This is a genomic window from Defluviimonas salinarum (assembly GCF_026013545.1).
Taxonomy (GTDB): domain Bacteria; phylum Pseudomonadota; class Alphaproteobacteria; order Rhodobacterales; family Rhodobacteraceae; genus Albidovulum; species Albidovulum salinarum.
In genome coordinates, this window is record NZ_JAPDOG010000006.1 from 91,542 (window position 1) to 116,008 (window position 24,467).

At 70.2% G+C, this 24,467-nt stretch carries 24 protein-coding genes; 9 read left to right on the forward strand and 15 right to left on the reverse strand.

Annotation, left to right across the window (positions count from 1 at the left end):
* Window positions 1-11 precede the first annotated feature (11 nt).
* From OM960_RS08650 to OM960_RS08665, 4 genes are all read left to right on the forward strand, one after another.
* A complete protein-coding gene (locus OM960_RS08650) occupies window positions 12-638 on the forward strand; it encodes a hypothetical protein (RefSeq protein ID WP_264771691.1) in 627 nt (208 codons plus the stop codon).
* A gap of 116 nt (window positions 639-754) precedes the next feature.
* Window positions 755-1,300, forward strand: a complete 546-nt coding sequence (locus OM960_RS08655) for a peptidoglycan-binding domain-containing protein (RefSeq protein WP_263334022.1) — start codon at window positions 755-757, stop codon at window positions 1,298-1,300.
* Between the two features lie 211 nt (window positions 1,301-1,511).
* Complete coding sequence (locus OM960_RS08660) at window positions 1,512-2,051, forward strand: RNA polymerase sigma factor (protein WP_264771762.1); 540 nt, start codon at window positions 1,512-1,514, stop codon at window positions 2,049-2,051.
* Window positions 2,048-4,075 (forward strand): vWA domain-containing protein, encoded by a 2,028-nt coding sequence (locus OM960_RS08665; RefSeq protein ID WP_264771692.1) that lies wholly within the window; start codon window positions 2,048-2,050, stop codon window positions 4,073-4,075. Before OM960_RS08660 ends, OM960_RS08665 begins: the two co-directional genes overlap by 4 nt.
* 111 nt (window positions 4,076-4,186) lie before the next feature.
* Here OM960_RS08665 and OM960_RS08670 read toward each other — a convergent pair whose 3' ends face one another.
* Window positions 4,187-5,122, reverse strand: a complete 936-nt coding sequence (locus OM960_RS08670; RefSeq protein WP_264771693.1) for a LysR family transcriptional regulator — start codon at window positions 5,120-5,122, stop codon at window positions 4,187-4,189.
* Between the two features lie 102 nt (window positions 5,123-5,224).
* On the opposite strand from OM960_RS08670, the gene OM960_RS08675 reads away from it, so the two are divergent.
* Window positions 5,225-5,704, forward strand: coding sequence for a cupin domain-containing protein (locus OM960_RS08675; RefSeq protein WP_264771694.1), 480 nt, complete (start codon window positions 5,225-5,227; stop codon window positions 5,702-5,704).
* 39 nt (window positions 5,705-5,743) lie between these two features.
* Here OM960_RS08675 and OM960_RS08680 read toward each other — a convergent pair whose 3' ends face one another.
* The 7 genes from OM960_RS08680 to OM960_RS08710 form a co-directional block, all read right to left on the reverse strand.
* The gene (locus tag OM960_RS08680) at window positions 5,744-6,277 is read right to left on the reverse strand and encodes a cupin domain-containing protein (RefSeq protein WP_263334028.1); all 534 of its coding nucleotides are present in this window, start codon (window positions 6,275-6,277) and stop codon (window positions 5,744-5,746) included.
* A 104-nt stretch (window positions 6,278-6,381) separates the two neighbouring features.
* Entirely contained in the window at window positions 6,382-6,846 is a 465-nt protein-coding gene (locus OM960_RS08685; RefSeq protein ID WP_264771695.1) for an Hsp20 family protein, read from the reverse strand.
* A gap of 124 nt (window positions 6,847-6,970) precedes the next feature.
* Complete coding sequence (locus OM960_RS08690; protein WP_264771696.1) at window positions 6,971-7,804, reverse strand: trypsin-like serine peptidase; 834 nt, start codon at window positions 7,802-7,804, stop codon at window positions 6,971-6,973.
* Window positions 7,801-8,613: a trypsin-like serine protease gene (locus OM960_RS08695; RefSeq protein WP_264771697.1), complete on the reverse strand. Its 813-nt coding sequence runs from the start codon at window positions 8,611-8,613 to the stop codon at window positions 7,801-7,803. Before OM960_RS08695 ends, OM960_RS08690 begins: the two co-directional genes overlap by 4 nt.
* A gap of 148 nt (window positions 8,614-8,761) precedes the next feature.
* A complete protein-coding gene (glcF, locus tag OM960_RS08700) occupies window positions 8,762-10,048 on the reverse strand; it encodes a glycolate oxidase subunit GlcF (RefSeq protein WP_264771698.1) in 1,287 nt (428 codons plus the stop codon).
* 3 nt (window positions 10,049-10,051) lie between these two features.
* Window positions 10,052-11,161, reverse strand: coding sequence for an FAD-binding protein (locus OM960_RS08705; protein WP_264771699.1), 1,110 nt, complete (start codon window positions 11,159-11,161; stop codon window positions 10,052-10,054).
* Between the two features lie 70 nt (window positions 11,162-11,231).
* On the reverse strand, window positions 11,232-12,665 hold the full coding sequence (locus OM960_RS08710; RefSeq protein ID WP_264771700.1) for an FAD-linked oxidase C-terminal domain-containing protein: 1,434 nt from the start codon (window positions 12,663-12,665) through the stop codon (window positions 11,232-11,234).
* 148 nt (window positions 12,666-12,813) lie between these two features.
* Here OM960_RS08710 and OM960_RS08715 point away from each other — a divergent pair, with 148 nt between their 5' ends.
* Both OM960_RS08715 and OM960_RS08720 read left to right on the forward strand, forming a co-directional pair.
* A complete protein-coding gene (locus tag OM960_RS08715) occupies window positions 12,814-13,170 on the forward strand; it encodes a hypothetical protein (RefSeq protein WP_264771701.1) in 357 nt (118 codons plus the stop codon).
* Window positions 13,171-13,344: 174 nt separating this feature from the next.
* Window positions 13,345-13,539, forward strand: coding sequence for a hypothetical protein (locus tag OM960_RS08720; protein ID WP_263334044.1), 195 nt, complete (start codon window positions 13,345-13,347; stop codon window positions 13,537-13,539).
* Window positions 13,540-13,608: 69 nt separating this feature from the next.
* Here OM960_RS08720 and OM960_RS08725 read toward each other — a convergent pair whose 3' ends face one another.
* From OM960_RS08725 to OM960_RS08740, 4 genes are read right to left on the reverse strand one after another with little or no spacing between them, the layout of a single operon-like run.
* Entirely contained in the window at window positions 13,609-15,693 is a 2,085-nt protein-coding gene (locus OM960_RS08725) for a hypothetical protein (RefSeq protein WP_264771702.1), read from the reverse strand.
* Window positions 15,690-18,455: a DUF4159 domain-containing protein gene (locus tag OM960_RS08730; RefSeq protein ID WP_264771703.1), complete on the reverse strand. Its 2,766-nt coding sequence runs from the start codon at window positions 18,453-18,455 to the stop codon at window positions 15,690-15,692. Before OM960_RS08730 ends, OM960_RS08725 begins: the two co-directional genes overlap by 4 nt.
* The gene (locus OM960_RS08735; RefSeq protein WP_264771704.1) at window positions 18,455-19,351 is read right to left on the reverse strand and encodes a DUF58 domain-containing protein; all 897 of its coding nucleotides are present in this window, start codon (window positions 19,349-19,351) and stop codon (window positions 18,455-18,457) included. The genes OM960_RS08730 and OM960_RS08735 overlap by 1 nt, the downstream gene beginning before the upstream one ends.
* On the reverse strand, window positions 19,348-20,352 hold the full coding sequence (locus OM960_RS08740) for an AAA family ATPase (RefSeq protein WP_264771705.1): 1,005 nt from the start codon (window positions 20,350-20,352) through the stop codon (window positions 19,348-19,350). Before OM960_RS08740 ends, OM960_RS08735 begins: the two co-directional genes overlap by 4 nt.
* A gap of 61 nt (window positions 20,353-20,413) precedes the next feature.
* On the opposite strand from OM960_RS08740, the gene OM960_RS08745 reads away from it, so the two are divergent.
* Window positions 20,414-21,013 carry a DUF1285 domain-containing protein gene (locus OM960_RS08745; RefSeq protein WP_263334053.1) on the forward strand — a complete coding sequence of 200 codons (600 nt, stop codon included), beginning with the start codon at window positions 20,414-20,416 and terminating at the stop codon, window positions 21,011-21,013.
* Between the two features lie 51 nt (window positions 21,014-21,064).
* On the forward strand, window positions 21,065-21,763 hold the full coding sequence (locus OM960_RS08750) for a hydroxypyruvate isomerase family protein (RefSeq protein ID WP_290428608.1): 699 nt from the start codon (window positions 21,065-21,067) through the stop codon (window positions 21,761-21,763).
* Window positions 21,764-21,830: 67 nt separating this feature from the next.
* Here OM960_RS08750 and OM960_RS08755 read toward each other — a convergent pair whose 3' ends face one another.
* The 3 genes from OM960_RS08755 to OM960_RS08765 all read right to left on the reverse strand — a co-directional run bounded on the left by OM960_RS08755 (window position 21,831) and on the right by OM960_RS08765 (window position 24,306).
* Window positions 21,831-22,826 (reverse strand): methylenetetrahydrofolate reductase, encoded by a 996-nt coding sequence (locus tag OM960_RS08755; RefSeq protein WP_264771707.1) that lies wholly within the window; start codon window positions 22,824-22,826, stop codon window positions 21,831-21,833.
* A complete protein-coding gene (locus OM960_RS08760) occupies window positions 22,823-23,404 on the reverse strand; it encodes a methylenetetrahydrofolate reductase C-terminal domain-containing protein (protein WP_263334059.1) in 582 nt (193 codons plus the stop codon). Before OM960_RS08760 ends, OM960_RS08755 begins: the two co-directional genes overlap by 4 nt.
* A gap of 101 nt (window positions 23,405-23,505) precedes the next feature.
* Complete coding sequence (locus OM960_RS08765) at window positions 23,506-24,306, reverse strand: crotonase/enoyl-CoA hydratase family protein (RefSeq protein WP_264771708.1); 801 nt, start codon at window positions 24,304-24,306, stop codon at window positions 23,506-23,508.
* Window positions 24,307-24,467 lie beyond the last annotated feature (161 nt).

Consider the following 24,467-nt stretch of genomic DNA (forward strand, 5'->3'; position numbering starts at 1 on the left):
AGGAGAGAACCATGACCCGTGAAACGCTCATTCGCGCCGGTGCCGCCGGCATGATCGTCGCCGGTGCGGCGCTCGGCTATTCCTATGTCTCGCATCCGCACCACATGACACCCGAGACCATCGCCAGCCCGGGCTGGATCGCGATCCACGCGCTTTTCGCGCTCTCGCTCGTGCTCGGCCTGCTCGGCACGACCGCGCTCTATGCCGCGACGGCTCTGCGCAGCGGGGCGCTCGGCCTCGCCGGCTATGTGACGCTCTTTATCGGCATGATGATGATCTTCGGCCTCGACTACTACGAGGTGCTGATCGCGCCCTATCTCGCGCTTCACTATCCCGAGGTCATCGCCGATCACGGCGCCGGCGACGCGATGGGCGCCGTGGCCGTGGCCTTTCCGCTGGCCGGCCTGCTCACGGTCCTTGGCTACGCGGCCCTTGGTGCTGCCTGGCTCCTCGCCGGGATCATGCCGCGCGTGCCCGCCCTGGCGCTGATCGTCACCGCGCTCGCCTTCGGCGCCGGGCTGAGCCCCCTTGGCGGTCTCGCGGCGGCACGGATCACGGCGGCGGCGTTCGGGCTTGCGCTGATCGCGATCGGGGCCGTCGCGTGGCGCGCCGCCTCGACCCGGAGGGCGGAGGCGTGACGGGCGCGTTCGGCACCGAATTGCCGATGGTTATCGAATAACCGAAGCCCGATGTTGCCTATCATGCGCGCCGGCTCCATTGCTGCCACATATTCGATCTCAACGAGGGAATCTCGATGCTGCACAAGTTCCGCACCTCCGCCATTGCCGCGCTCCTGATCGCTTCCACGGCCGCCGCACCCGCAAGCGCCTGGGGCCAGCGCGAGCAGGACATGCTCAAGGGCGCCGCCGCGGCGGCGGCGGTGGGCTATCTGCTGATGAACTCGCGCGCCAAGGCTCAGCAGCCGGCCCGTTCGCAGACCGGCTATTACCAGCCGCAGACCAGCTATCGGCAGCCGCAGACCAGCTACCGGCAGCCGCAGTCCAGCTATTACCCGCAGCCGTCCTACCAGCAGCCCGCGCGCTACGAACAGCCGAGCTACGGCTCCTCGGACGTCTATTCGACCCCGGCCGCGCGCGCCTTCAACAGCTATCCGCTCTCGGACCGCCGGCGCATCCAGGCGCGTCTGTCCGAGTGGGGCTATTACAACGGCGGCATCGACGGCTCGTTCGGCCCGATGACCTACCGTGCCGTCACCGCGTTCGCCGGCGACTCCCAAGGCACGACCGAGCTCACCACGGTGGCCGGCGCCTACGACTTCTACGGCCGGCTTCTGCGCTGAGGCCACCCGGCCGGGAGGCCCGCGCTTCCCGGCAGGATGAGACACCCGAGCGGCGGGCGCATGTCGACCGCGCCCGCTGCGCCCCTTGGCAGAGCCGCGGCACCCGCGCTCTCCCTGCGCCCAGTGGGCTGCCCCCGCCGGTTCGGCGAAAAATATTCTCCACCACCGCCAAGGATTGACGCCTCGCCCGCGTCATAGTTCCGTCATGCGCATGCAAACCCCGGACGAGGACCTGGCCGAAGCCGCCGCAGGAGGAGACCGCGACGCCTTCGCGGCGCTTCTCGCGCGGCATTACGACCGGCTTCACGGCCTGTCCTTCCGCCTGACCGGCAGCCGGGCCGAGGCCGAGGATCTCGCGCAGGACATTTGCCTCGCGCTCCCGGCGAAGCTCGGGAGCTACCGGCGCGAGGCGCGGTTCACGACCTGGCTCTACCGGGTCACGGTGAATGCCGCGCATGACCGCCGCCGCCGAATGGCCGCCCATGCGCGGGCCGCCGACGGCTGGGGCGACTGGGAGATCAACCGCCGCGCCGGGATCGCCGAGGCGGCCGAGGTTGGGGACTGGCTCGCCGCGACAATGGCGCGGCTTACACCGGAACTGCGCGACACCGTCGCCCTCACGCTCGGGGAGGAACTGAGCCAGAAGGAGGCCGCCGAGGTGCTCGGGCTCTCCGAAGGCACGGTCGCCTGGCGGATGAGCGAAGTGAAGAAACGCCTGCGCGAGATGGCGCGGGCGGAGGGCATGCTATGACCGACGATCTCGACCGCCTGCGCGCCGCGTTGAAGTCGCACCCCGCCCCCGACGGGGCGGCGAAGGCCGAAGCCCTGCGGCGGGCGATGGAAAATTTCGACCGCCACCAAGGAAGCGCGCAAGCGCCGCGTCCCAATCAGGACCGCCCTGCACGGGCGGGTGTTCTGAAAGGAGTACGCGAGATGATGTCGAGACTGACCACGAGACCGGCGCTGGCCGCCACCGCCTCCGTCGTCGCCATCGGTGTGGCGATCACGGTCTACCCCGAACTGCGGCGGAGCGTTTCGGCGCCGTCCCCTGTCGCCACGGCGACCGGCGAAGCCCAGACCGGCGAGGCCCGCGCGCGGCAATCCTTCCCCGAGGTCGGACGGGACGCGGGCACCGCCTCCCCGCTCGAATCCACCGCGCCGGCGATCGCCGCGGCCCCAACGCCGAAAGCCGCCCCGGAAGCCGACGCTCTCGCCGACATGCCCATAGCGGCCGCGCCGCCCGCGCCGCGGAAAGAAGCGGCCGAGGCGATCACCGCGCAGACCGGCATCATGACCGAGGAAGCGTTCCGGTCCGCCCCTTCCGGCGATGTCGCGGGCTACGTCCTGCCAGAGGCCGAGACGGTGCTGGCACCGGCGCCGCTCACCGAGGCCTATCCCGAAGCCGACCCCAATCCGCTGAAGGTCACGGCCGAGGAGCCGGTATCGACCTTCTCCATCGACACCGACACGGCCTCCTATGCGGTGCTCCGCTCCTCGCTCACCAATGGGTATCTGCCGCCCGCCGAGGCCGTGCGGGTCGAGGAGATGGTGAACTACTTCCCCTATGCCTACCCGGCGCCGGACGAGGGCGACGCCCCGTTTCGCGCCGCGGTGACCCTCTTCGAGACGCCGTGGAACGCCGAGACCCGGCTTCTCCGCATCGGCCTGCAGGGCGAGCTTCCCGCGACCGACGACCGGCCGCCTCTCGACCTCGTCTTCCTGATCGACACGTCGGGTTCGATGGACGATCCGAAGAAACTGCCGCTCCTGAAGCAGTCGCTCGCGCTGATGCTCGGCGAGCTGCGCCCCGAGGACCGGATCGCGATCGTCACCTATGCCGGCTCCGCCGGCCTCGTGCTGGAACCCACCGACGCCGCCGACCGCGCCACGATCCTCGCGGCCCTCGACCGGCTCGGTGCGGGCGGCTCGACCGCCGGGGCGGAGGGCCTGCGCCTGGCCTACCGGACCGCCGAGAGCATGGCCGGGGAGGGCCGGATCGGGCGCATCCTTCTGGCCACCGACGGCGATTTCAACGTCGGCATCCACGATCCCGAGGCGCTGAAGGACTTCATCGCGCAAAAACGCGAGAGCGGCACCTACCTGTCCGTCCTCGGCTTCGGCCGCGGCAATCTCGACGACGCGACAATGCAGGCGCTGGCCCAGAACGGCAACGGCACGGCGGCCTATATCGACACGCTCGCCGAGGCGCAGAAGGTGCTCGTCGACCAGCTTTCCGGCGCCCTCTTCCCCATCGCCGACGACGTGAAGATCCAGATCGAGTTCAACCCCGCCGCCGTCGCCGAATACCGGCTGATCGGCTACGAGACCCGGGCGCTGGCGCGCGAGGATTTCAACAACGACCGGGTTGACGCGGGCGAGATCGGCGCGGGACACCAGGTGACCGCGCTCTATGAGATCACCCCGGTCGGCAGCAAGGCGCGGCTGACCGACCCCCTGCGCTACGCCGAACCGCAACTGGCCGGCGACGCCGCCGAGCTTGGCTTTCTCAAGCTGCGCTACAAGGTGCCGGGCACGGCGACCTCGCGGCTGATCGAAACGCCGATCCCCGCCACGCCCGCCGAGGCTGATCCCGACGCCCGCTTCGCCGCCGCGATCGCTGGCATGGGCCAGCTCCTCTCCGGCCCGAAATACCTCGGGCAATGGGGCTGGGACGACGCCATCACGCTTGCCAACGGCGCCAGGGGGGGCGATCCCTACGGCTACCGCGCCGAGGCGGTGCAGCTCATGCGGCTGGCGCAAAGCCTCGCGCGCTGAGGCTTCTTCATTGCGCCAAATACCCCCGCCGGAGGCCGCGGAGCGCCCGTTGCGCAGGCTAACGGGCGCGACAGATATCTCGCGCCCGCAAGGGCGCTCCGCCGGCCCACCTCAAAGATCGCGGAAGCCAAGCTCGGCGACGAGGCCGAGCGTCCGCGCCCGCATCCAGCGATGCGCCGGATCGCGATCGTGCCGCGCATGCCAGTAGAGGCTGATCTCCGGCACCGGAATCTCGAACGGCGGCGCGAAGATCCGGAGCGGCACGCTGTCCCGCACGGCGCGCGCGAACTGCACCGGCAGGGCCGCGAGGTGGCGCCCCTGCGCGACCGCGAGCGCCACCGCCTGGAAATGCGGCAGCGCCAGCGTGACCCGGCGGTGCCGGCCCTGCTCCTCCAGCGCCGCATCGACCCGCCCCCGCATGCTGCCGTCGACCGACCGGATCGCATGTTCGAGCCCGCAGAAGACCTTCATCGGCATCCGCGCGCCCTCGGCGAGCCCGGCCACGCCGGGATTGCCCCGCGCCGTCACTATCACGAAGGGCGCGCGGAACATGACCTCGCGCGACACGCCCTCGGGCACCTCGATCGGCTGCTCCAGCGCCATGTCGACGCCGTCATCGCGCAACAGTCTCGGCACGTCGCCATGGGCGCTGTCGAGCAGCCTGAGCCGTACGCCCGGCGCCTCCTCCCCCAGCCTTTCGGCCAGGCGCGGCATTAGGAGCATCGAGAAGAAATCCGACCCGAGGAAGGTGAAGGTCCGCTCCAGCCCCGCCGGATCGAAGGCCGGTCCGGGCGCCAGCATCCTGCCGATCTCCGCGAGCGCCGCCCGCGCGCGCGGCGCCAGCTCCTCGGCGCGCGGGGTCGGCACCATCTCGTTGCCGCGGCGCACGAAGAGCTGGTCGCCGAGCGCGTGGCGCAGGCGGTTCAACGCCGCGCTGACAGCGGGCTGGGACAGGCCGACCCGGTCGCCGGCGCGGGTCACGCCGCGCTCCTGCCAGAGTGCGTCGAAGACCCGGATCAGATTGAGATCGAGTGCGTTCAAATCCATCCCATGGATCGGCTGCATAGAGACTTGCGATTTCATGGATGAAGCAATCCGCGCTAGATTGCAACTGCCGCCGCTTCCGGCATCGACGCGAAGGACCCCACGATGAATGCGCTCTCCACCCCGGATTCCGGGACCGAACTCTTCTGGTTCATGAACAACCTCCTCGCGATCCCCGTCTCGTGCGAGGCTGGCGCGGACCGCCTGTCGGTCGTCGAGCAATGGGCGCCCCATGGCGACAGCCCGCCGCTCCACATCCACCACAGCGAGGACGAGGTCTTCGTGGTGCTGAAGGGACGGCTCCGGATCCAGATCGACGGCACGGATGTCTTCCTCGATGCCGGCGGCACCGTGATGGCGCCGAAGGGCAAGCCGCACAGCTTCCGCGTCGAAAGCGCCGAGGGCGCGCATTTCCTCGCCATCACCAGCGGTAATGATTTCGAGCGCATGATCCGCGCGGCAAGCCGCCCTGCCGACCGGCCAGGCCTGCCCGATCCCGCCGTGCCGACCGAGGCGATGAAGGCCGAACTCACCCGCATCTGCGCGGACCACCGGATCGAGATCGTCGGCCCGCCGCTCCACTGACACCTGCGAGGCACCCCTCGGCGGGATGCGGCGACACGGTCAATCCTGCGTCGCCCGCCGCCCGGCGCGCCAGTCGCGGACCCTGTCGCTCAGCCCGTCATGGTCCCCCAGCGGCCGGCCCGGAGCGGCGTCCCACCAGTCGTCGCGCCCGTCACGCTCTTGCGGGTTCAGCGGGTAGACGATGCGGTTCTCGGGCTTCGAGGCCTCGCCGACGACCAGCAGGCGTACCTCTGTATCGGTGTTGTTGATGAAGGTGTGCGACTGCCCGGTCCCGGCCGGGAACCCGACCGCGTCACCGGGCGACAGGCGGTGCAGATGGCCATCGAGCCAGACATCGGGTGCGCCGTCGATGACGTAGACGAACTCTTCCTCGGCGCTCTCGGCGTGCGGGTATGATGTCCGGCGGCCGGGCAGCAACCGTTCGTGGTGGATCCCGAGGCGGGTCAGCCCGAAGTGCCGGCCGAACGGCGCGCCGATGCTCATCCGTTCGTCTTCGCCGCGGTAATAGGGCCGGTCGGCGCCCTCGATCTCCTGCCAGTGGGCAATGCACGCGGGACGGTCTGGATTGGACATGTGCGCCTCTCCTTCTGCGATGCGGGAAAGACTATGCTCAGCCGCGCGCAAACGAAAGGCGCGCCCTTCAGGGCGCGCCTCTGTCCATCCTTCGTGTCGGGACCTCAGGCCCCGCTCTTCTCGACGGCTTTCGCCTCGACCATATCGCCCCGGGCGATCTCGATCCGGCGCGGTTTCAGCGCCTCGGGCACTTCGCGGACGAGGTCGACATGCAGCATGCCGTCGACATGCACCGCGTTCGTCACCTTGACGTGCTCGGCCAGCGCGAAGCGGCGCTCGAACGCGCGGGTCGCGATGCCGCGGTGCAGGTAGGTCTTGGCCTCGTCCTCGGCGGCCTTGCGGGCCGAGACGATCAGCGCGCCGTCCTTGACCTCGACATTCAGCTCATCGCCCGAGAACCCGGCGACGGCGATGGAGATGCGGTAGGCATTCTCGTCGGTCTTTTCGATGTTGTAGGGCGGATAGGTCGGCTGGGCCACGTCGGCCGAAAGGACCCGGTCCATCAGGTCGGCGACCCGGTCGAATCCGACGGTCGCGCGGTAAAGCGGGGTAAAATCATAGGTTCGCATTCTCATCCTCCATCGAGCGATGTTTCTGGCCCTCCCTCCTCGGGACGGGCGGTTGCCACTCCGGAGCCCTCAAGCGGCACCCCGGCAAACATCACATGTGAAGGCTTTTTGCGGTTTTCAAGGGTCAGGGACGCACGAACCGCGCCCCGGTTTCCGCCTTCGCGCCGGGGAGGATCCGGCGCGGCTCGATCCCGCGCGAACCACCGGCGACGATCACGCCCTGTCCGGTCCGCAACGCCCTGCGCAGTTCCGCGACCGGCTCCTCGAGTTCCATGCCGACCGAGACCACCTTGCCGTCCTCGCGCGTGCCCGCCGCGATGATCGCGACGATCCTCGGCCGGCCGGCCGTGCGATCGAAGACCGGCGCGCCGGACGAGCCGAAATGGACATCGCAGTCGAAGGCGATGAGCCCCACGTCGCGGCCAACGACCCGGCAACCGTCCTGCCACGACAGCGCCGCATCGCGTCCCGTCGCGAAGGACACGACGTCGATCTGGCGAACCTGATTGCCGAGACGCGCGATCGCGAAGGGCGCGGCGGTGGCCGCCGGGATCGGTTCGGCAAGCTCGAGCAGCGCGACATCGTGGCGAACGCTGTCGAGGTCTTTCGGATTCGCCGGATCGTAGCGCGGATGCGCCACAGCACGCGCGACGCCGCTCTCGGCCACGGCGACGCCATCGCGCAACCCGGCGCGAAAACGCATCCCGGCGATGTCCGGCGCCGTGCCCGAGCTGCCGCCGCGAAGGCAATGCGCCGCCGTCAGGACGAGGTCGGGCGCGATCAGGGCACCGGTGCAATAGCCCTGTGCGCCGATCTCGACCCGGCCCACGGCCTCGAAGCCGAGCACATCCTGGCGGAGCGTCAGCCGCTTGAGCGGCGGTGCCTCGGCCGCCGCCGCCCCCGCGAGCGCCAAGACGGCAATGGAAACGAGGCCGATTATCCGCACCGCCGGCCTCACGGCTTGACGAATTTCGCGCCGGCCGAGCCGGTCTTGCCCGTGGGCGATGCACCAGGACCGGGCGTGACCCTCTGGAACGGGCTTTCCCCCGCGGCGAAGGCCGCCTGCAGTTCGGTCAAAGGCTGCGTCATCTGCGTGGCGAGCGCCACCCGCTTGTCGTTCATCTCGGCCTTGGCCGAAACCACCGAGACGATCTGCGCGGCACCATCCTTGACCGCGAAGATCGGCGCGCCCGAGGAGCCGAAATCGACCGCGCAGGTCAGCACGAGAACACCCGGCTGGCGCCCGAGCACGAGACAGGCGTCCTGCATCGACGGCGCCTCGGACCGGTCGAAGGCGTAGGAGACGATGCTCACCGTGTCGCCGCGCATCGGATCGGCGCCCACGTCGAAGGGCCGGATCGAGGGCAGCCGGATCGGCTGGTCAAGCTCCAGGAGGGCGAGGTCATAGGCGACCCGGTCCATCGGGTTTTCCCCCTCGTAGACGTAGTCGGGATGCGCCATCGCTCGCTTCACGCCGCGATAGGCCGCCGCCCGGCCGTTGCGCCAGCCGGCAAGAAAGGTCAGCTCGCCGGGATCGATGTCCGCGCCCGTGCGCTGATCGACCAGGCAATGCGCGGCCGTCAGCACCAGCGAGGGCGCGATCAGCGCGCCGGTGCAAAACGAGGTATCGGCGATATTGAGCCGGCCGACGGCTTCCCAGCCGCGGGTCTCATCCGCCGAGTTCAGGGCATGGAGCGCCGCCGCCTCCTCCGCCGGAGCCGCGAGGGGCCAACCGGCCACCAACAGCGCCGCAATCCAGGTCCGCATGTCGTCTCCCCTCCGTCATCCCGCATTTACCCACCTGTTGAGGCAAATTTGTGACCGAGGGCAACCCGGCGCCGCGCCCGCGGGACCGCGGCGCCCGATTTCATGGGGTTTCGGCGAAGATCCGCTCCCCGGGCGCGCCGCTCCGGCCCTACCGTGCCAGCGCCCGCGGCCGGGGCCCGCCGCTCGCCCAGTCCAGAAGCTCCACCGTATGGACGACCGGCACGCCAGTCCCGGCACCGATCTGCATCATGCAGCCGATATTGCCGGCCGCGATCACGTCCGGCGCCCGGGCCTCCAGCGTCGCGACCTTGCGCCGCTTGAGTTCCGCCGAAATCTCCGGCTGGAGCAGGTTGTAGGTCCCCGCCGAGCCGCAGCAGAGATGCGCGTCGGCCGGCTCGACGACCTCGAACCCCGCCGCCTTGAGGAGCGCCTTGGGCGCCCCCCGCACCTGCTGGCCATGCTGCAGCGAGCAGGCCGCGTGATAGGCGACTCTCAAGGGCTCGGGCGCCGTGCCGGCGAACCCGATCCGCTCCAGAATCTCGCTCACATCGCAAGCAAGACCCGCGATCTCCGCCGCCTCCTCCGCGAGCGGGTCGGTGCGGAACATGTGCCCGTAATCCTTCACCGTCGTGCCGCAGCCCGACGTGTTGATCACCACCGCGTCGAGCCCGCCCGCGCGCTTCTCCGCCGTCCAGGCGCGAATATTCGCCGCGGCCGAGGCGTGGCTCTCGCCGGTCTTGCCCATGTGATGGGTCAGCGCCCCGCAACAGCCCGCGCCCTTCGCCACCACCACCTCGCAACCGAGCCGCCTCAGAAGCCGGATCGTCGCGTCGTTGATATCGGTGTTGAGCGCCTTCTGCGCGCAGCCCGTCATCAGCGCGACCCGCATCCGCCGTTCCCCTGTCGCCGGGAAGACCTGCGGCGCGTCGTTGCGGCTCGCCGGCGGCACGCGCTCCGGCGCCATCGCCACCATCGCCCTCAGCCGCGCATCGGGCAACGAGGCGGCGACGGGCCGCGCCAGCCGGGCACCCGCCAGCGCCAGCCGGAACCGGCCCGGATGCGGGATCACCCGCGCCAGAAGCCAGCGCAGCGCCCGGTCGCGCCAGGGCCGGCGATAGGTCGCCTCGACATGCGCGCGGGCATGGTCGATCAGATGCATGTAATGCACGCCCGAGGGACAGGTCGTCATGCAGGCAAGGCACGACAGGCAACGGTCGATGTGCTTTACGGTCTTCTCATCCGCCGGCCGCCCGGTCTCCAGCATCTCCTTGATCAGGTAGATCCGCCCGCGCGGGGAATCGAGCTCGTCGCCGAGGACTTGGTAGGTGGGGCAAGTCGCAGTACAAAAGCCGCAATGAACGCAAGCACGCAGGATCTCGTTGGCGCGCTTGAGCCCATGATCCTTCAGCTGCTCTTCGGTGAAATGCGTCTGCATCGGTCAGCCCATCAGCCCCGGATTGAGAATGCCGCGCGGGTCGAACCGGGCGCGCAGCCCCGCCGAGATCGCGGCGAGTGCCGCCGGCTCCGGCGCGAAGGTCGCGATCCGCGCGCGGGTCGCCGCCGCGGCGCGGATCAGCGTCGCATGGCCCCGGATCGGGCCGAGCGCCGCGCGCAGGTCGCTCCCCTCCGGCAACAGCGCCCAGACGAGCCCGCCCCCCCAGTCGAGCATCCACGCGCCGCCGATCCGCGCGACAAGGCCCGGCGCGTCCGAGGGCCGGACCGAGATCCGCCAGACGTCGCCCGCCTTGCCGTGGAACGGCGCCACCTCCCTCACCCGGCACCAGAGCGCCGCGACCCGCTCGGCGTCCGCCTCGACCGCGACCGGCCCATGCGCCCCGAGCGCCGCGGCAAGCCGCTCCGCGCGGTAGGCGACCGAGGCGGCAAAGCCCTCGATCCTCACCAGCGCGCCCTCGCCCGGCAGGTACGCCGCGCCGGTCACGTCAAAGGGCGTGCCGAGCGCCGCAGAGAGAACCCGCACGGCCGCGTCCGCACCCTCGACCCCGATGATGACCGTCGCCGCCGCCTCCGGCGCCGGCAGCACCTTGAACGCCGCCTCGGTCAACACGCCGAGAGTGCCCCAGCTCCCCGCCATCAGCTTCACGAGGTCATAGCCGGTGACGTTCTTCATCACCCGCCCGCCGTTCTTCACCACCGCGCCGGTCCCGTCGACAAACCGCACCCCCAAAAGCGCATCGCGGCAAGCCCCCGCCTGCACCCGCCGCGGCCCCGAGACATTCGCGGCCACCATGCCGCCCAACGTCGGTTCCCCGGCGGTCCCGAGAAGCCCGCGCCAGTCCGCCGGCTCGAAGGCCAGCCGCTGCCCTTCGGCCGCAAGCGCCGCCTCGAGCGCGGCCAAGGGCGTGCCCGCCTTCGCGACGACCGTCAGCGCCCCCGGCTCGTAAAGCGTGATCCCGGCCAGACCCGAGACGTCGAGCGCCGCGCCCGCGCCCGTCGAGCCGACGGGCCGCGTGCCGCCACCCCGCACGGTGAGCGGCGCGCACGCACCCCGAACCGCCTCTGCCAGCTCCTCTTCGGATGAAACCCTCACGCTGCTGCCTTCACCTTCTCGAAAATATCCTCCGGGGGTCCGGGGGTGGAAAACCCCCGGCGCCGCCGCCTCACCCAGCCCGCCGCCCGGCACTCATGTGCAGCGGGAACACCTTGGCCGGGTTGAGCAACCAGCGCGGATCGAACACGTCCTTGACCCGCATCTGCGCCTCCATGTCCGCCGCCGAATATTGCACCTCCATCAGGTCGCGCTTCTCGATCCCGACGCCATGCTCGCCGGTCAGGCAGCCGCCGACCTCGACGCAGAGCTTCAGGATCTCCGCCCCGAGCGCCTCGCAGGTCTCCAGGTCCCCCGGCTTGTTGGCATCATAGAGGATCAGCGGATGCATGTTGCCGTCGCCGGCATGGAAGACGTTCGCCACATCGAGCCCGAAGTCGCGGCTCATCTCGCCGATCCGCTTCAGCACCTTCGGCAGGGCCGAGACCGGGATCGTCCCGTCGAGGCACATGTAGTCGTTGATCTGCCCTACGGCGCCGAAGGCCGACTTGCGGCCGAGCCAGATCTTCTGCGCCTCCTCCGCCGACCGGCTCTCGCGGAACTCGACCGGATCGTGCCGCGCCGCGGTCTGGCGGATCAGGCCGAGTTGCTCGTCGATCTCGGCCTCCGCGCCCTCCACCTCGACGATCAGGAGCGCCTCGCAATCCGGATAGCCGGCACGGGCGAAGGCCTCGCAGGCGCGGATGCAGGGCCGGTCCATGAACTCGATCGCGACCGGCAGCACGCCCGCCTTGATGATGTCGGCGACACAGGCGCCCGCGACCTCGTTCGAGCCGAAGGCGATCAGCACCGGCCGCGCCCCCTCGGGCTTTGGCAGGATCCGCAACACCGCCTCGGTGACGACGCCGAGCTGCCCCTCCGAGCCGCAGACCACCCCGAGAAGGTCATAGCCTCCGGCATCGAGATGCGCGCCGCCGATCTCGACCACGTCGCCCTCCATCGTCACCAGCGTGACGCCCATCAGGTTGTTCGTCGTCACCCCGTATTTCAGGCAATGCGCCCCGCCCGAGTTCATCGCGATATTGCCGGCGATTGCACAGGCGAGCTGCGAGGAGGGATCGGGCGCATAGAAGAAGCCCTCCTCCTCCACGGCGCCGGTGACCGAAAGGTTCGTGCGCCCCGCCTCGACCCGGATGAAGCGGTCGTCGTAATCCACGTCGAGCACCCGGTTCATCCGCGCCACCCCGAGGATCACGCTGTCCGCCGTCGGCAGCGCGCCGCCAGCGAGCGAGGTTCCCGCCCCCCTCGGCACCACCGGCACCCGCTCCTCGTGACAGACCTTGAGCACCGCCGCGACCTCGGCGGTCGAGCCTGGCAACACGACGGCGAGCGGCGCGCAGCGATAGGCGGCAAGCGCATCGCATTCATAGGCGCGGGTCTCGGCAGGGTCGTCGATCACCGCCCCGTCCGCCATCGCCGCGCGAAGCCGCGCGACGATCTCTGCCTTGCGGGCAAGGACGGAACGGTCGGCGACGGGTAGATCCATGGCACACCTCAAAACTGGTAAGAAATTATAACCAGTTTTCGTGAAACGCAATCGAATCCTTGTCGCGCAGCTCTCCTTTCGGGCAGAAACCGGGCACCCGCACATCAATGTGATCCCGGCTCCGGTCCCGCCGTGGCACTCTGCCGCCATGTTCCGCCCGTGTCTCGTCCTCCTCGCCCTGGCAGCCGGTCCGGCCTGCGCCGACCCACCGCAAATCACCGGCGCGCGTGCGGAACGCCACGGCGGCACCCTTACCTTCACCGTCACGCTGACCCATCCCGATTCCGGCTGGGACCATTATGCCAGCGGCTGGGAGGTGCTCGCGCCCGACGGCGGCCGGCTCGGCTACCGCGAGCTCACACATCCCCATGTCGAGGAGCAGCCCTTCACCCGGAGCCTCTCCGGCGTGGCGGTCCCCGATGGCCTCGACCACGTGCTGATTCGCCCGCGCTGCACCCTCGACGGCTGGGTCGCGACACCAGTCAGGCTCGATCTTGCCGATTAAATTGCTTCGAGAAACGATCCGGCCAATTTCCGCCGCATTTCCGGGCCACGCTTACGCCGCGTCAAGTTGACCGGACTTTAGCGTATCAAGAATCGTTTGGGTTGTGTTACCCTCCGCTCGTGCCGTCACCTTGCGCACCACAGCGCAACCAAAACCAATAATCGGGAGGATGTCATGAGCCAGGCGAAGCGCCGCGACGAGATAGATTTGATCGTGGACGATATTCTGGCCAAGCCTGAGCGTGCCGAAGAGCTGAAGCGCCTGCTGCGCGACCGTCTCGGAGCGCCGGCCAATTTCCGGCAGAGCCGGCTGCGGGTCGTGGTCTCGAACGACGATCCGGACAGCCTGTGGGACAACATGCCGGTCTGACCGCGTTGCCATCGCGGCGATCGAAACCCCACTCTCATGAAAACGCCCTGACGCGCCCTTTCGGGCGCGTCAGCGTTGGCCCTCGCGAAGCCAGGCGAGCACGCTGAGACCCAGCGCGATCAGGAGGAACGCCCAGGCCGGAAGCAGCGGCGCGATGCGGATATCGGTGGTCCGGTAGGCATCGCGCGGGGTAATGCCGACCCAGCCGCGCCCGATCGCCGGACGCCCCGCGCGCACCGTGCGGACATCCGGAAGCCCGTCCTCGATCCGCAGGAACCCGCCCTGGCTCGCCTCCGCCACCGGGCCGAGCGGCGCCTCGGAGGCGATCGTCTCCTCGAACTCGCGCGGCGCCGCCGGACCGAGGGCCACCACCCGGTTCAACTCGCCGTCAGTCAAGCGATAGAGCCCGATCTCGGGCGCCGCGAATTCGGCCTCGTAGCGCCCCGGTGCCGCTTCGGTCAGTTGCAACACTGTCTCGGTGCCGTCCGGCGCGGTCACGGTGACTTCGCGCGCGCCTTCGCTCAAGGTACGCCGGGTGATTGTCAGTTTTTGGCCTTCCGCGGTGGCGACCAGCGCCTCCTCCTCGAGTTCGGGCTCCTTCATCATCCAGTGCGCCAGTCGGCGCAGCAGCTCGAGCTGCGGCCCGCCGCCCTCGAACCCGCGCCCCCAGAGCCAGGCCTGATCGGAGCCGAGAAGCGCCACCCGCCCCTCGGCGACCCGGTTGAGCACCAGGAGCGGCCGGCCGCCGGGCGCCTCCATCACCACCTGCCCGGCAGGATCGGCAAGCTCGAGATAGCGCATCCAGCGCCCCCAACTGGGCGCCCCGACCGTCCCGGCCGCCCCGCCCTCAGGCGCGAAAGCCTCGAGCCCCTCAGCCACCGGATGGCGCTGACCGAGATCGGAGACGCGCGGCGTGAAGCCGCCCTCGATCACCCGCGCCGTCGGCCTTGCGGGCAGGATGTCGCCAAGGCCCGAGTGATAGAGGCTCTCGGCCGAGGCGAAATCCGGACCGGCCGCGACCAGCACTGCTCCGCCGGCAAGCACGTAGTCGCGGATATTGTCGAGATAGGCCGAGGGCAGGATGCCCCTCAGCCGGTAGCGGTCGAAGATGATCAGGTCGAACTCGGTGATCTTCTCGACAAAAAGCTCGCGCGTCGGGAAGGCGATCAGCGACAACTCCGAGACCGGCACGCCGTCCTGCTTGTCGGGCGGGCGCAGGATGGTGAAATGCACCAGATCCACCGCGCTGTCGGATTTCAGGAGGTTGCGCCAGGTCCGCTCGCCCGCATAGGGCTCGCCCGAGACCAGAAGCACCCTGAGCCGGTCGCGCACCCCGTTGATCTGCACCACGGCCATGTTGTTGCGATCGGTGAGTTCGCCTTCGGCGATTTCAACCCATAGTTGCACCACGTTCTGCCCGCCGTGATCGAGCACCAGCGGCAGGTCGATATCCTCTCCCACCGGCACCGGATAGGTCTCCGGCGGCGCGCCGTCGATCGCAACCGAGAGCATGACCGGCCGCCCGCCAAGCCCCGCCGGCATCCGACCCTGCTCCTCGACGCGGATCGTGAGCTGCACCGGCTCGCCGATAATCCCGAAGACCGGGGCGGTCTTGATCATCAAGCGGCGGTCCCAGTCGCTTTCGTGCCCGGTCAGGAGCACGTTCATCGGCGCGGGCATGTCGGGCGCAAGCTCCAGATCATGCACCTGACCGTCGGTGACGAGGATCGCACCCGCAACGCGCGCCCGCGGCTCCTCGGCCAGGGCCTGGGCGAGCGCGGTCATCGCGAGCGTGCCGGCATCCTCGGCGCCGTCGCCCAGAACAACCTTGCGCAGTTCGGTGTTCGGCAAGGCCGCGATTTCGGCCTCGACCCGCGCCACCGCCGCTTCGGTCTGCTTGGCGCGGTCGGCGATCTTCTGGCTCGCGCTCTCGTCAACGACGAGAATGACGATGTCGCTGAGGCTGCGCCGTTCCTCGGTCTGCAGCGAGGGCCCGGCGATTGCCGCCAAAAGTGCCGCGGCGGCGAGGCTGCGCAGCCACCAGCCAGACAAACCGCGCCAGAGTGCTATTGCCACGAAGGCCAGCGCCAGACCGCAGGCGGCCCAGATCAGCGGCCAGGGCAGGAACGGATCGAAGACGACATGCCCGGTCATTGCCCCAGCCTTTCCAACAGCGTCGGCACATGAACCTGGTCGGATTTGTAGTTGCCGGTCAGCACATACATGATCAGGTTGACGCCGAAGCGATACGCGATCTCGCGCTGGCGCTCGCCGCCGAGGCCGCGCCCCACCCGGAACATCGGCCGGCCGCTGTCATCGACCGCCCAGGCCGAGGCCCAGTCGTTGCCGCCGATCACCACCGGGGTCACGCCGTCGTTGAGGTTGCGGAACGGCATCCCCTCGGCGCGCTCGGCATCCGGCGGCGCCGCCTCGACCCAGACCGCGCGGCCGGCATGGCGGCCAGGGAAATCCTGCAGGAGGTAGAAGCTGCGGGTCAGCACATGGTCGCTCGGCAAGGGTTCCAGCGGCGGGATGTCGAGGGGCGCCGCCAGCGCCTGCAGCCGCCGCCCCTCGGGCGTCGCCGCGCCGAAGCCCGCGACATCGCCGTCGCGGGTGTCGAAGAGGATCATGCCGCCGGACCTCAGATAGCGGTTGAGCCGGGCATAGGCCGCGGGCGACGGCGCCTTCTGGTCGGCTGTGACAGGCCAGTAGAGAAAGGTGTAGACCGCCAGATCGTCGCCTTCGACATCGACGCCGCGCGGCTCCACCGGCTCGACCGAGGTGCGGGCGAAGAGGATCTCCGACAGACCCCAGAGCCCCGCCTCGGCGACCCGGTCGGTCTCGGCGTCGCCGGTCAGGACATGGGCGAGGACGACATTGCCAGCGGCGCGGACGAGCTGTTCCTCGGCCGCGTTCTGGGCGCGGGTCTCGCCCGGCAGCCCGGCGGCGAGGATCGCGAGCAGGAGCGCGGCGATACCCGACCGCGGTCCCCGGAGCCGCCCCGAGAGCGCGAGCGCCGCGATCATGTCCAGCAGCAGGAGGAGGAGTGCTGCCCCGAGGAACCAGCCCTTCAGGAGCGTTTCGCGCGCGACAGCCAGCCCCTCGACGGTGACATCGTTGGACCATTCCGCCGCCGCCAGCACCCGGTCGGGCGCGACCGCGTTCACCGCGAGCCGCCTGTCGCCCGAGGCATAGAGCCCCGGCTGCAGCTCCGGCCCGATCCGCGGCTCGGCCAGCGCCTCGCCGGGGATGCCCGGCAGGTCCTCGGCCTCGCCCAGCGCGCCATAGGCGTCGAGCACCTTCTCCGCGACCCAGGTCGTGCCCGCGAGATCCGCCTCTTCCGGCCGCGCCGGCCGGCTCGACACCGCGAGCCGTTCGAGCATCTGCACGAAGAGCCCCGACAAGGGCAGGCTCGACCATTCGGCGTTGGCCGCGACATGGAAGAGCACCACCTGCCCCTCGCCGATCGTCCGGCGGGTGACGAGCGGCGTGCCATCGGCAAGCGTCGCCACCGTGGCCGCCGCGAGGTCCGGCCCCGGCTGGGCGAGGACCTGCGCGCTCACCGCGACATCGGCGGGCGGCACCAGCCCGGCGAAGGGCGACCCTTCCGCGAAGGGCGCGAGCGCCTTCGGCTCGCCCCAGCTCATCGTTCCGCCGACCGCCCGGCCGCCAAGCCGGAGCCGCACCGGCAGCAGCGGGTCGAGCGCGTCCCGGCCGACATCGGAATTGGCAAGGCGCGGCCCGGCGAAGCGGACGAGCAGCCCGCCCTCCTCGATCCATTCCGACAGCGCTTCGCTCTCGGCCACCTTGGCGACATCGGCGAGGATGATCACGTCGGGGCTGGCAAGCAGCACGTCGCCGACGGTCCCCTCAACGAGATCGGCGGTCGGCACCAGCGCCTGGCGCAGGTAATGGTCGGGCGAGAGCAGCTCCAGCCCCTCGCGCCCCGCGCCGCCGACCACGAGCCCGACCTTGCGCCGCTTCAGCGCGTCGTCGGTCAGCGCCACCGCGCCCGCCGTCGCCTCGCCCGAGACCTCGAAGCGGGTGATGCGGTTTCTCAGTTCCGGCGGCAGGTCGAACGCCGCCTCGGCCATGCCGTCGCCGTCGGCGAACGTGGCTTCTGCCCGCGCCAGCTCGCGCTCGATCCCGGCAGGGTCGAGCCCGCGCGCGACGATCTCGGCTGCGGCCGGGCCGGCATGGCGCGCCCTGAGCGCGGTGACCGAGACCTTGCCCTCGGCATAGCCCGCGCCGGAGAGCGCCATCACGTCCCGCGCGCTCTCGACCGCCGTGACCTTGCCCTTCGCCGCGAGTGCCTCGGCAAGCCCCGCCCGCCCCTCCCGCGCGAGCCCGTCCGACAGCCAGAGCGTATCGAAGCCGCCCTCCGGCAGTGCTGCAGCCAGATCGGTCAGCGCCCCGGCCTCCGGCTCCCACGGCTTCGGCTCCAGCGCCGGCAGGCTCGCGGCGACCGCGTCGGCGGCGGCGAAGACCGGGCCGCCCGCCGGCGGATCGGCGAGGGAGACGAGCGCCACCGGCCGCCCGGCGCGCCCGGCTTCCGAGAGCGCCGCCGCAATCCGGCCCGCGCGCCGCGTCCAGTCGCGCGCATCGGCCCAGCCGCCATCGACGACGACGAGAAGCGGCCCGCCCCCCGCGACCTTTTCCTGCGGATTGAGCACCGGTCCGGCAAAACCCGCGATGACGAGCGCCGCCGCGAGCATCCGCAGGAGAAGCAGCCACCACGGCGTGCGCTCGGCTTCCTGCTCCTCGTCCTTCAGCCCCAGCAGCAGCGCGACACCCGGAAACCTCCGCCGGATCGGCGCCGGCGGGATCGCGCGCAGGAGAAGCCAGAGCACCGGCAAGAGCACGAGCCCCCAGAGGAGCCAGGGAATCGTGAAGCCGACGGGACCGAGGATCAGCATCAGTGATCCTTCCTGAGCGCCGCGTAGATCCAGAGCAGCGCCCCTTGTGCGGGTTCGCCGGTGTGATGGGTGGTGTAGAGCCAGCCCGCCTTCTGCGCGTAGTCGGCAAGCCGCGCCTTGCGCTCGGCAAGCCGCTCCTGGTAGCGCGCGCGCAGGTCGCCGGCCTTGCGGGTCTCATGGGTCAGCGTGCCGCCCATGCTTTCAAAGATCGTGCGACCGTCGAAGGGGAACGCCTCCTCGACCGGGTCGAGCACCTGCATCAGAACGCCCGTCACCCCCTTGTCGGCGGCGAGCGCCAGCGCCTTCTCGACCGCCTCGGGCTCTCCCATGAAATCCGAGAGGAAGACCGCGCGCGAGCCGGCGAGGATCGCCCGCGCCTCGGGCGCGCCGAAATCGGCCTCTCCGGCGGCCCGTGTGAAGGCTTGCGCAAGGCGCAGAAGCTGCACCTCGCCCGAGCGCGGCGGCGCGATCGGATCGGCGAGCCCGACGCGCTCGCCCGCGCGGATCAGGAGCACCGCGAGAGCCAGCGCCAGAAGTCGCGCCCGGTCGGCCTTGGCCTGCCGCTTCGGATCGCCGGTGAATTCCATCGAGCGGGCATCGTCGACCCAGAGATGCACCGACTGCGCCGCCTGCCATTCCTTCTCGCGCACGAATTGCGCATCGGCCTTGCCCGAGCGGCGCCAGTCGATCAGCCGCGCCTCGTCGCCGGCATGGGCGGGGCGGTACTGCCAGAACTCGTCGCCCATGCCGGAAAGCCGCCGCCCGTGCTCGCCCAACTGCACCGTCGCCGCCAGGTGGCGGGCATCCGCCATCAGGGGCGGCAGCGCCGAGGCGAGCGCCTCCGCCCTGCGCCTCAGGCCCGCCGGACGGGCGGAATGGGGCGCGGCCTCGGTCATGCCGCCTCGGCCCGCATCACGTCACGCGCCACGCTCTCGATGATCTCGGCAAGGCTCTCGCCCCGCGCCCGCGCCGCGAACGAGAGCGCCATCCGGTGGCTGAGGACCGGCCGCGCCAGCGCCAGCACGTCCTCGGCCGAGGGCGCGAGCCGCCCCTGCAGCAGCGCCCGTGCCCGGACCGTCAGCATCAGCGCCTGCGCCGCACGCGGCCCGGGCCCCCAGCTCACGCTGTCGGTGACCGCCCGGCCGGCCTCGGCCTCGCCCGGCCGGCAGGCCCGCACCAGGTCGAGGATCAGCTCCACCACCTTCTCGCCGACCGGCATCCGCCTGACGGTGGTCTGCGCCGCGACGAGATCGGCGGCGGTGAAGACCTGCGGCGACTCGGCACTCTCCACCCCAGTCGTCGCCAGGAGGATGTCGCGCTCGGTGCCGCGGTCGGGATAGTCGACGTCGATCTGCACGAGGAACCGGTCGAGCTGCGCCTCGGGCAAGGGATAGGTCCCCTCCTGCTCGATCGGGTTCTGGGTGGCGAGCACATGGAACGGCGCGGGAAGCCGGCGGTGCTGGCCGGCGATCGTCACCTCGCGCTCCTGCATCGCCTGCAAGAGCGCCGACTGGGTGCGGGGCGAGGCGCGGTTGATCTCGTCGGCCATCAGGAGCTGGCAGAAGACCGGCCCTTCGATGAAGCGGAACGAGCGCGTGCCGTCGGCGGCCGTCTCCAGCACCTCCGAGCCGAGGATGTCGGCCGGCATCAGGTCCGGCGTGAACTGTACCCGCCCCGATTTCAGCCCCATCACCGTGCCGAGCGTGTCGACGAGCATGGTCTTGCCCATGCCGGGCAATCCGACCAGAAGCCCGTGCCCGCCGCACAGCAGGGCCGCGAGCGACAGCTCGACCACCCGTTCCTGCCCGATGAAGCGCCGCCCCACCGCCTGCCGCGCCTCGGCGATCTTTTCGCCCAAGGCCTCGATCCCGGCGAGAAGCTCGGTGGTATCGGCCATGACAAGCCCTCCTCCTTCGTTATAGTTGTGAGCATAAAGGCAGAATTCCAACCCGGCACCAATGGCAAAAACAGACCCCGAACAATTGATCGTGAAACCCTCGGCGGAAAACCTCGCGGCCGCGGCCAAGGCCGCCGGCAAGAAGGGGCCGCCCCCCGTCCATCTCTGGAACCCGCCCTTCTGCGGCGATCTCGACATGGAGATCCGCCGCGACGGCACCTGGTTCTACCTCGGCACGCCGATCGGCCGGCACGGGCTGGTGAAGCTCTTCTCCTCGATCATCCGCAAGGACGGCGACGACTATTTCCTCGTGACCCCGGTGGAGAAGGTCGGCATCCGCGTCGTCGACGCCCCCTTCGTCGCGGTGGACGCCAATGCGGCCGGGGCCGGCCGCGACCAGGCGATCACCTTCCTTACCAATGTCGAGGACGAGGTGACCGCTGGCCCCGACCACCCGATCCGCGTCGCCCGCGACCCCGAGACCGGCGAGCCCTCGCCCTACATCCTCGTCCGCGCCAATCTCGAGGCGCTGATCGACCGCAAGACCTTCTACCGGCTGATCGAGCTCGGCGCCCACGAGGAGCACGAGGGGCAAAGCTGGTTCGGCCTCTGGTCCGGCGGCACGTTCTTCCCGGCGATCCCCTCGGCGGAGCTCGCCTGAGTGCCGAAATTCTGCGCCAACCTCTCGTGGCTCTTTCCCGAACTCCCCCTCATGGACCGCTTCAAGGCGGCGAAGGAGGCCGGGTTCGATGCGGTCGAGGTGCTCTTCCCCTATGACTGCGCCGCGCAGGAGATGCGCGACCAGTTGGTCTGGAACAGCCTCACCTTCGTCCTGATGAACTGCCCGCCGCCCAACGCCACCGGCGGGCCGCAGGGCTTCGCCGCGGTCCCGGGCCTCGAGGACCGCTTCCGCCGCGACTTCGACCGCGCTTTACGCTTCGCTCATGTGCTGAAACCGCGCCATATCCACATCATGGCCGGCGTGGCGGACGGTCCCGAGGCCGAGGCGACCTTCACGGAAAACCTCCGCTGGGCCGCCGCCCGCGCCCCCGGCCAGAGCCTGACGATCGAGCCGATCAACCGCCACGACAAACCGGGCTACTTCCTTCACGACTACGACACGGCAGCCCGCGTCCTCGACGCGGTCGCCGCCCCGAACCTCGCGCTCCAGTTCGACGCCTACCACGCCCATCGCATCACCGGCGACGTGCCGGGAACCTGGGCCGCCCACGGCCACCGCGTGGCCCATGTCCAGATCGCGGGCTTCCCCGGCCGCCACGAACCGCAAGGCGGCGAGATCGACTACCCCGCCTTCTTCGCCCGCCTCGACGCGGAGGCTTACGCCGGCTGGGTCAGCGCCGAATACGCGCCCGCCGCCGCCACCGCGGAGGGACTCTGCTGGCTGCGCTGACCGCTTTCATCTTGCCCGAAATATCCCGGGGGAGTCGCCGCAAAAGCGGCGACGGGGGCAGCGCCCCCTAGCGCCGCTCCGACCTGCGCCGCGGCTGCCGGCCCTCCAGAACCCCCGATTCGAGGATGATCTCCGAGACCTGGTGCTCGCGCCGGTAGGCCATCACGTGGACCCCCGCGACGCCCTTGATCTCGCGGATCTGCTGGATGAGCTCGATGCAGATCTTCTTGCCCTCCGCTCCCGGCTTCTCGGCCTTCTCCATCCGCTCGATGAGCGCATCGGGCACATGGATCCCCGGCACGTTCGAGCGCATCCACCGCGCCGCCTTGGCCGAGGCCAAGGGCCCGACACCCGCGAGGATGTAGACCTTCTTGTCGAGCCCCATGTCGCGCACCCGCGCCATGAACTTCTCGAAGAGCGGAATGTCATAGATGTAGTTGGTCTGGATGAACTCCGCCCCCGCCTCGACCTTCTTTGCGAGCCGCTCGGGCCGCCAGTCATGCGGCGGGATGCAGGGGTTTTCGGCGGCGCCTAAAAACATCTGCGGCGGCCGGGTGATCTTGCGGCCCGAGAGAAACATGCCCTGGTCGCGCATCGTCCGGATGGTCCTGAGCAGCGTCAGCGAATCGAAGTCGAAGACCGGCTTCGCGCCCGGCTGGTCACCCACCCCCACCCCGTCTCCGGTGAGGCACAGGACGTTCGACACCCCCATCGCCGCCGCGCCGAGCACGTCGCCTTGGATCGCGATCCGGTTCCGGTCGCGGCAGGAGATCTGGTAGACGGTCGAATACCCCGCCCGCGTCAGAAGCGCCGATATCCCGATCGACGACATGTGGCAGTTCGCGCCCGACGCGTCCGTCGCATTGATCGCGTCCGCCACCTCGCCAAGGGGCTGCGCGGCCTCGAACACGTCCGACGGATCGGCGCTGTCGGGAGGGTTCAACTCCGCCGTCACCGCAAAACGGCCCGCCCTCAGCACCCGCTCCAGCCGCGAATGCGAGACATGGCCCTCGGGCGGCGGGGCATAGACCGGCACCTCGTCGGAATAGTCGCCCGTGCTCATTTCTTCAGCACCTCCCGGTTGACCGCGCTCGCCGGCTCCTCGGCCAGGGGCGCCACGGCGGGTTCGATCGCGCGCGCTTCGGGGAAGGCCTCGGCGACCGCCGTGCGCGCCGCCTCGCGCGCCTCCCTCAGCTTCGCCGCCTTCTCGCGGCTCACCCGCAGCCAGGACGAGGAGCCCTTGAGGCTGCGGTCGACCGGCGGCAGCACCTCGCGGATCTTCTGGCCGCCCTTCATCCGGGTCGAGCCGTCCCAGGCGGCCGCCCAGACGCATTTCATCCAGGGCTTCACCTCGCAGTAATTGCCCGGCCGCACGCCGCCGCAAGGACCGTTCCGCAGCTCCTTGGGGCAGTTCATCGGGCAGGACATGCCGGTCGAGGACAAGGCACACTGGCCGCACATCTTGCAGTCGAAGAGAACCGACTTCACCCCCTGCTCCAGCAGCGCGATCGGCCGCTCCACCCGGTTGTAGCCGATCTTGGCGAAGACCGGGTCGAGTGCCACCATCACCCCCTCGACACGCTGGTAGATCCACTCGAAGACGCCGGAATGACGGATCGCGAAAAGTCGAATGCGGTACATGGGTTGGCCCTGCTCGCCGCGCCGCCCTGAGCATGGCGGCTCGGCTTCAGGATCGGCGGGCGCCGCAGCGAATGCAAGCCAAATCCGAGACTTCCGCCATTTCAGCGGTAGCGTGGCGCCCGCCCCGCCATGGCCGCCATCACCGCCTCGATCTGGTTCGCGCCGCCGAGGATGTCCGCCTGCAACCGCGCCTCGAGCGCCAGCCCCTCGCCCAGCGGCAAGACCCAGCCCGCCTCGACCAGCCGCTTCGCGGCGGTGAGCGCATCGGGCGAGCGCAGCGCAAGCTCCGCCGCCATCTCCCGCGCCGCCGCGACCGGATCGGCCGCGAGCCGCGTCACGAGCCCGAGCGCCAGCGCCTCTTCGGCGCCGACGACGCGGGCCGACATGATCAGCTCCTTGGCCTGATCGGCGCGCATCAGCCGCGGCAGGAACTGGCTGATCCCCATGTCGGGGATGAGCCCCCATTTCGCCTCCATCACCGATAGCCGCGCATCCGGCGCCGCGATCCGGAAATCGGCGGCAAGGGCGAGTTGCAGCCCGGCGCCGTAGGCCACGCCCTCGACCGCCGCGATCACAGGCACCGGCAGCGCCGCCCAGGCGGTGCAGGGCTTCTGGAACCGGTTCGCGGCTTCGCCCTCGGGCGGCGTCAGGATCTCGCGCTTCAACCCCTCGATATCGGCCGCGAAACCCTGCAGCACCGAGAGGTCGAGCCCCGAGGAGAAACACCCGCCCGCTCCGCGCAGGATCACCGCGCGCAGGCCCTTCTCGCGCGACAGCCCGTCGGCCGCCCCGGCGAGCGCGTCGAACATCGCCATCGTCCAGGCGTTCTTCCGCTCCGGCCGGTTCAGGCAGACCTCGGCCACGCCGTCCTCGCCCAGGGTCACGCGCACCACGTCGCTCATCGCCGCCTCCTCTTGCAGGTGGCGGCATCATCTCTGGCGTCGTCCGCCGGGAAAACCCCGTCAGTGCGGCCGTGACGCGAGGTCACGAATTCGCGACCCGCAAAGCTCCTGACAGAAGGCTGTCAGGAGGGCTGTGCGACAACGCCCGCGTCAACCCCGCA

Bases quoted from the DNA above. Each gene is read 5' to 3' on its own strand.
- OM960_RS08650 (WP_264771691.1), top strand. From the start codon at position 12: ATGACCCGTGAAACGCTCATTCGCGCCGGTGCCGCCGGCATGATCGTC.
- OM960_RS08655 (WP_263334022.1), top strand. From the start codon at position 755: ATGCTGCACAAGTTCCGCACCTCCGCCATTGCCGCGCTCCTGATCGCT.
- OM960_RS08660 (WP_264771762.1), top strand. From the start codon at position 1,512: ATGCAAACCCCGGACGAGGACCTGGCCGAAGCCGCCGCAGGAGGAGAC.
- OM960_RS08665 (WP_264771692.1), top strand. From the start codon at position 2,048: ATGACCGACGATCTCGACCGCCTGCGCGCCGCGTTGAAGTCGCACCCC.
- OM960_RS08670 (WP_264771693.1), bottom strand. From the start codon at position 5,122: ATGGATTTGAACGCACTCGATCTCAATCTGATCCGGGTCTTCGACGCA.
- OM960_RS08675 (WP_264771694.1), top strand. From the start codon at position 5,225: ATGAATGCGCTCTCCACCCCGGATTCCGGGACCGAACTCTTCTGGTTC.
- OM960_RS08680 (WP_263334028.1), bottom strand. From the start codon at position 6,277: ATGTCCAATCCAGACCGTCCCGCGTGCATTGCCCACTGGCAGGAGATC.
- OM960_RS08685 (WP_264771695.1), bottom strand. From the start codon at position 6,846: ATGCGAACCTATGATTTTACCCCGCTTTACCGCGCGACCGTCGGATTC.
- OM960_RS08695 (WP_264771697.1), bottom strand. From the start codon at position 8,613: ATGCGGACCTGGATTGCGGCGCTGTTGGTGGCCGGTTGGCCCCTCGCG.
- glcF (WP_264771698.1), bottom strand. From the start codon at position 10,048: ATGCAGACGCATTTCACCGAAGAGCAGCTGAAGGATCATGGGCTCAAG.
- OM960_RS08710 (WP_264771700.1), bottom strand. From the start codon at position 12,665: ATGGATCTACCCGTCGCCGACCGTTCCGTCCTTGCCCGCAAGGCAGAG.
- OM960_RS08715 (WP_264771701.1), top strand. From the start codon at position 12,814: ATGTTCCGCCCGTGTCTCGTCCTCCTCGCCCTGGCAGCCGGTCCGGCC.
- OM960_RS08720 (WP_263334044.1), top strand. From the start codon at position 13,345: ATGAGCCAGGCGAAGCGCCGCGACGAGATAGATTTGATCGTGGACGAT.
- OM960_RS08725 (WP_264771702.1), bottom strand. From the start codon at position 15,693: ATGACCGGGCATGTCGTCTTCGATCCGTTCCTGCCCTGGCCGCTGATC.
- OM960_RS08730 (WP_264771703.1), bottom strand. From the start codon at position 18,455: ATGCTGATCCTCGGTCCCGTCGGCTTCACGATTCCCTGGCTCCTCTGG.
- OM960_RS08735 (WP_264771704.1), bottom strand. From the start codon at position 19,351: ATGACCGAGGCCGCGCCCCATTCCGCCCGTCCGGCGGGCCTGAGGCGC.
- OM960_RS08740 (WP_264771705.1), bottom strand. From the start codon at position 20,352: ATGGCCGATACCACCGAGCTTCTCGCCGGGATCGAGGCCTTGGGCGAA.
- OM960_RS08745 (WP_263334053.1), top strand. From the start codon at position 20,414: ATGGCAAAAACAGACCCCGAACAATTGATCGTGAAACCCTCGGCGGAA.
- OM960_RS08750 (WP_290428608.1), top strand. From the start codon at position 21,065: ATGGACCGCTTCAAGGCGGCGAAGGAGGCCGGGTTCGATGCGGTCGAG.
- OM960_RS08755 (WP_264771707.1), bottom strand. From the start codon at position 22,826: ATGAGCACGGGCGACTATTCCGACGAGGTGCCGGTCTATGCCCCGCCG.
- OM960_RS08760 (WP_263334059.1), bottom strand. From the start codon at position 23,404: ATGTACCGCATTCGACTTTTCGCGATCCGTCATTCCGGCGTCTTCGAG.
- OM960_RS08765 (WP_264771708.1), bottom strand. From the start codon at position 24,306: ATGAGCGACGTGGTGCGCGTGACCCTGGGCGAGGACGGCGTGGCCGAG.